We start from the raw sequence: 5558 nt of genomic DNA on the forward strand, positions 1-5558 counted from the left end.
CTTTGCAGCCCGCTTGGGAGGAAGGGAATAGGGCGGCAGTACATTGAAAGGTTTTTTTGTTTTATGCGGGGATGTTTTTGGGGCCGTTATTTCGGTCCGCTGGGGTTGGAAAAATAAAAAAAAACATTTTTTTTGGTAGAATGAAAAAGGTTTGTACCTTTGCAGTCCCAAACGGAAGAGGGGTTCAGGAGAGCGGGAGTTTGGGGGTTTCCGGCGCGCGATGCCCCGGTTAGAAAAAGAGACCGAGATTAACCGTTTAGGCGGTATTCGATAGTAAGCCGGAGCGCGAGCCGAGGCGGGAAAGTTCTTTAAGATAGAAGATCATGTAGCGTGGCGAGTAGTCTGGATTTCCGGGCGAAAGCCAAGAGAGAGACAGACCGGAGCAATCCGGTGTGATTGGATAATAATAAAATAGATGATTCCGATTACAAAAATAGTAAACGGGGTCAGGTATCTATAACACTTCATTTTTACAATGGAGAGTTTGATCCTGGCTCAGGATGAACGCTAGCGGCAGGCCTAATACATGCAAGTCGAACGGGATTGCGGTAGTAGCTTGCTACTACTGCATGAGAGTGGCGCACGGGTGCGTAACGCGTGAGCAACCTACCCATATCAGGGGGATAGCCCGGCGAAAGTCGGATTAACACCGCATAACATCAACAGTTCGCATGTTCAGTTGATTAAATATTTATAGGATATGGATGGGCTCGCGTGACATTAGCTAGTTGGTAGGGTAACGGCTTACCAAGGCAACGATGTCTAGGGGCTCTGAGAGGAGAATCCCCCACACTGGTACTGAGACACGGACCAGACTCCTACGGGAGGCAGCAGTAAGGAATATTGGTCAATGGGCGCAAGCCTGAACCAGCCATGCCGCGTGCAGGAGGACTGCCCTATGGGTTGTAAACTGCTTTTATCAGGGAATAAACCCCTTTACGAGTAGAGGGTTGAATGTACCTGAAGAATAAGGATCGGCTAACTCCGTGCCAGCAGCCGCGGTAATACGGAGGATCCGAGCGTTATCCGGATTTATTGGGTTTAAAGGGTGCGTAGGCGGCATGCTAAGTCAGTGGTGAAAGACGGTGGCTCAACCATCGCAGTGCCGTTGATACTGGCGTGCTTGAATGCGGATGAGGTAGGCGGAATGTGGCAAGTAGCGGTGAAATGCATAGATATGCCACAGAACACCGATTGCGAAGGCAGCTTACCAAGGCGTGATTGACGCTGATGCACGAAAGCGTGGGGATCGAACAGGATTAGATACCCTGGTAGTCCACGCCCTAAACGATGATAACTCGATGTTGGCGATATACGGTCAGCGTCCAAGCGAAAGCGTTAAGTTATCCACCTGGGGAGTACGCCCGCAAGGGTGAAACTCAAAGGAATTGACGGGGGCCCGCACAAGCGGAGGAGCATGTGGTTTAATTCGATGATACGCGAGGAACCTTACCCGGGCTTGAAAGTTAGTGAAGTGACCAGAGATGGTTACGTCCTTCGGGACACGAAACTAGGTGCTGCATGGCTGTCGTCAGCTCGTGCCGTGAGGTGTTGGGTTAAGTCCCGCAACGAGCGCAACCCCTATGTTTAGTTGCCAGCATGTAATGGTGGGGACTCTAAACAGACTGCCTGTGCAAACAGTGAGGAAGGCGGGGACGACGTCAAGTCATCATGGCCCTTACGTCCGGGGCTACACACGTGCTACAATGGGCGGTACAGCGGGCAGCCACCTGGCAACAGGGCGCCAATCCCGCAAAGCCGTTCACAGTTCGGATCGGGGCCTGCAACTCGGCCCCGTGAAGTTGGATTCGCTAGTAATCGCGTATCAGCAATGACGCGGTGAATACGTTCCCGGGCCTTGTACACACCGCCCGTCAAGCCATGAAAGCCGGGGGTACCTGAAGCATGTTACCGCAAGGGGCGTGTCAGGGTAAAACTGGTGATTGGGGCTAAGTCGTAACAAGGTAGCCGTACCGGAAGGTGCGGCTGGAATACCTCCTTTCTAGAGCACGTTGGATTGTGCTCGCCACGCGCATGAATTTTCTATAACAAAAAGAAGAAGAATAGTACCGTTCCCTACACGGTACGAGCAAGATTGAAAGATTAGCTAGTCCCGTAGCTCAGTTGGTTAGAGCACTACACTGATAATGTAGGGGTCAGCAGTTCAAATCTGCTCGGGACTACGAGTTTGGGGAATTAGCTCAGCTGGCTAGAGCACCTGCCTTGCACGCAGGGGGTCAACGGTTCGAATCCGTTATTCTCCACTATCCGTTTTGTATTTAAGATGATACGGAAAAAGTTCTTTGACATACTGGAAGAAAACAAGAATAAACAGAGAAGGCAACAGCGGCCATCGTAAAGATGGCCGAAAGCACCTTCATGGTAGCAAAAGGGCCATGGAGGGAAGAAAGTAAGAAAGGGCACACGGGGGATGCCTAGGCTCTCGGAGGCGAAGAAGGACGTGACAAGCTGCGATAAGCCGCGGGGATTGGCAAATGCGAATTGATCCGCGGATTTCCGAATGGGGCAACCTATCCGACTGAAGGTCGGATGTATAATACGCGAACGCGCTGAACTGAAACATCTAAGTAGGCGTAGGAGGAGAAAACAACAGTGATTCCGTAAGTAGTGGCGAGCGAACACGGATTAGCCCAAACCGGTTATGTTACGGCATATCCGGGGTTGTAGGACCATGATATGGCATGTATGCGTGAAGTGGAAACCGGAAGGGAAGCCGGTACCGTAGGGGGTGATAGTCCCGTACACGTAAGCAAATGCAGCCTAATGGTATCCTGAGTACCGCGGGGTCGGAGACGCCCTGTGGGAATCTGGCGGCACCATCCGCTAAGGCTAAATACTCCCGAGAGACCGATAGTGAACCAGTACCGTGAGGGAAAGGTGAAAAGAACCCCGAACAGGGGAGTGAAATAGAACCTGAAACCGTGTGCTTACAAGCGGTCGGAGCGGACCTGTTCCGTGACGGCGTGCCTTTTGCATAATGAGCCTACGAGTTACTCTTTGCTGGCGAGGTTAAGCGTTTAAGACGCGGATCCGAAGCGAAAGCGAGTCTGAATAGGGCGTGCAGTCAGCAGAGGTAGACGCGAAACCTTGTGATCTACCCTTGGCCAGGCTGAAGGTGCCGTAACAGGTACTGGAGGGCCGAACCGATAAGCGTTGAAAAGCTTCCGGATGAGCTGAGGGTAGGGGTGAAAGGCCAATCAAACTGGGAAATAGCTCGTACTCCCCGAAATGTTTTTAGGAACAGCGTGGGGATTTAGTTCCGCGGAGGTAGAGCTACCGATTGGGTGCGGGGGAGTCACATCCTACCAAATCCAGACGAACTCCGAATGCCGCGGGACATGCCCTGCAGTGAGGCACTGGGTGCTAAGGTCCAGTGCCGAGAGGGAAAGAACCCAGACCATCGGCTAAGGTCCCCAAATTTACACTAAGTTGAACTAACGAGGTCCGGCTGCTTAGACAGCTAGGATGTTGGCTTGGAAGCAGCCATTCATTTAAAGAGTGCGTAACAGCTCACTAGTCGAGCGGCCGGGCGTGGATAATGAACGGGCATAAAGTGTAATACCGAAGCTGTGGGATATTTAATATCGGTAGGGGAGCATTCCATTGTGGGCGAAGCAGGATGGCGATGTCCTGTGGACATGATGGAAAAGCAAATGTAGGCATAAGTAACGATAAGGGGGGTGGGAAACCCCCCCACCGAAAGACCAAGGTTTCCTGATCAACGCTAATCGGATCAGGGTCAGTCGGACCCTAAGGCTAACCCGAACGGGGATGCCGATGGACAACGGGTTAATATTCCCGTACTTTTACTGGTTGCGACGCGGGGACGGAGAAGTGACACCACCGCGCACTGACGGAATAGTGCGTTGAAGGGCGTAGGTATATGTATCTTAGGCAAATCCGGGATACGTGCTGAAACCTGATAGTACGGCAAGGCTTCGGCTGCGCTGATAGTGTGGGTAATCCAGCTTCCGAGAAAAGCCGCTAAGCTTCAGACCAGTAAAAACCGTACCGCAAACCGACACAGGTGGTTGGGGTGAGAATCCTAAGGTGCTCGAGTGAATCATGGCTAAGGAACTCGGCAAAATGGCCCTGTAACTTCGGGAGAAGGGGCTCCCGACGCAAGTCGGGACGCAGTGAAAAGGCCCAGGCGACTGTTTAACAAAAACATATGGCTTTGCGAAATCGCAAGATGAAGTATAAGGCCTGACACCTGCCCGGTGCCGGAAGGTTAAGGGGGGATGTTAGGGGGTAACCCCGAAGCATTGAACCGAAGCCCCGGTAAACGGCGGCCGTAACTATAACGGTCCTAAGGTAGCGAAATTCCTTGTCGGGTAAGTTCCGACCTGCACGAATGGTGTAACGATCTGGGCGCTGTCTCAGCCATGAGCTCGGTGAAATTGTGGTATCGGTGAAGACGCCGGTTACCCGCAACGGGACGGAAAGACCCCATGAACCTTCACTATAGCTTAACATTGGAATTGGGTACAGGATGTGTAGGATAGGTGGGAGGCATTGAAGCGGCTTCGCCAGGAGCCGTGGAGCCAACCTTGAAATACCACCCTTTCTGTATCCGGTTTCTAACCCCGCTGAGCGGGGGACATTGTTTGGTGGGTAGTTTGACTGGGGTGGTCGCCTCCAAAAAGGTAACGGAGGCTTTCAAAGGTAAGCTCAGTACGCTTGGTAACCGTACGGGGAGTGCAATGGCATAAGCTTGCTTGACTGTGAGGCCTACAAGCCGAACAGGGTCGAAAGACGGACATAGTGATCCGGTGGTTCTGCATGGAAGGGCCATCGCTCAAAGGATAAAAGGTACTCTGGGGATAACAGGCTGATCTCCCCCAAGAGCTCATATCGACGGGGAGGTTTGGCACCTCGATGTCGGCTCGTCACATCCTGGGGCTGGAGAAGGTCCCAAGGGTTGGGCTGTTCGCCCATTAAAGTGGCACGCGAGCTGGGTTCAGAACGTCGCGAGACAGTTCGGTCCCTATCTGTTGCGGGCGTTGGAAGTTTGAGTGGGGCTGACCTTAGTACGAGAGGACCGGGTTGGACTGACCGCTGGTGAACCTGTTATGCCGCCAGGCGTACGGCAGGGTAGCTACGTCGGGTTAGGATAAGCGCTGAAAGCATCTAAGTGCGAAACCGGCCACGAGATTAGACTTCCATACAGGGTCCCCGTAGATGACGGGGTTGATAGGCCGCAGGTGTAAAGGTGGCAACACCAAAGCTGAGCGGTACTAATAGCCCGACGCTTTTTTCAGCAGCGTAGCTGTTGCCTTCTTACTGTTTTTTACTGTTTTCTTCCGGTTCCATGTCATAAAGGTATTCAGGTGCCTATATCGGCGGTGTCCACCTCTTCCCATCCCGAACAGAGCAGTTAAGCCCGCCAGAGCCGATGGTATTGCCGTAACAGGCGTGAGAGTAGGTCGGTGCCGGATTTTATACGGGCCCCGTTGCGTAAAGCAGCGGGGCCTTTTTTTGTTATAGTCCAACGTCAGTCCCGGAATCCGGTGATGGACCCCGGCATTGTGCATACC

At 52.7% G+C, this 5558-nt stretch carries 2 tRNA genes and 3 rRNA genes; all 5 read left to right on the forward strand.

Features of this window, described 5'->3' with window-relative positions:
- The first annotated feature begins 472 nt into the window (after positions 1 to 472).
- The 5 genes from NEV57_RS15625 (at position 473) to rrf (ending at position 5459) form a co-directional block, all read left to right on the forward strand.
- Positions 473 to 2002: ribosomal RNA gene (locus NEV57_RS15625) — 16S ribosomal RNA — on the forward strand.
- A 107-nt stretch (positions 2003 to 2109) separates the two neighbouring features.
- Positions 2110 to 2183, forward strand: a tRNA-Ile gene (locus NEV57_RS15630).
- Positions 2184 to 2190: 7 nt separating this feature from the next.
- Positions 2191 to 2264, forward strand: a tRNA-Ala gene (locus NEV57_RS15635).
- A 139-nt stretch (positions 2265 to 2403) separates the two neighbouring features.
- A 23S ribosomal RNA gene (locus tag NEV57_RS15640) occupies positions 2404 to 5282 on the forward strand.
- A 65-nt stretch (positions 5283 to 5347) separates the two neighbouring features.
- Positions 5348 to 5459, forward strand: a 5S ribosomal RNA gene (gene rrf / locus NEV57_RS15645).
- Together the 16S, 23S and 5S rRNA genes with 2 tRNA genes alongside form the textbook arrangement of a ribosomal RNA operon.
- Positions 5460 to 5558: the final 99 nt, after the last annotated feature.

It is taken from the genome of Parapedobacter lycopersici (assembly GCF_024643285.1).
Lineage (GTDB): Bacteria > Bacteroidota > Bacteroidia > Sphingobacteriales > Sphingobacteriaceae > Parapedobacter > Parapedobacter lycopersici.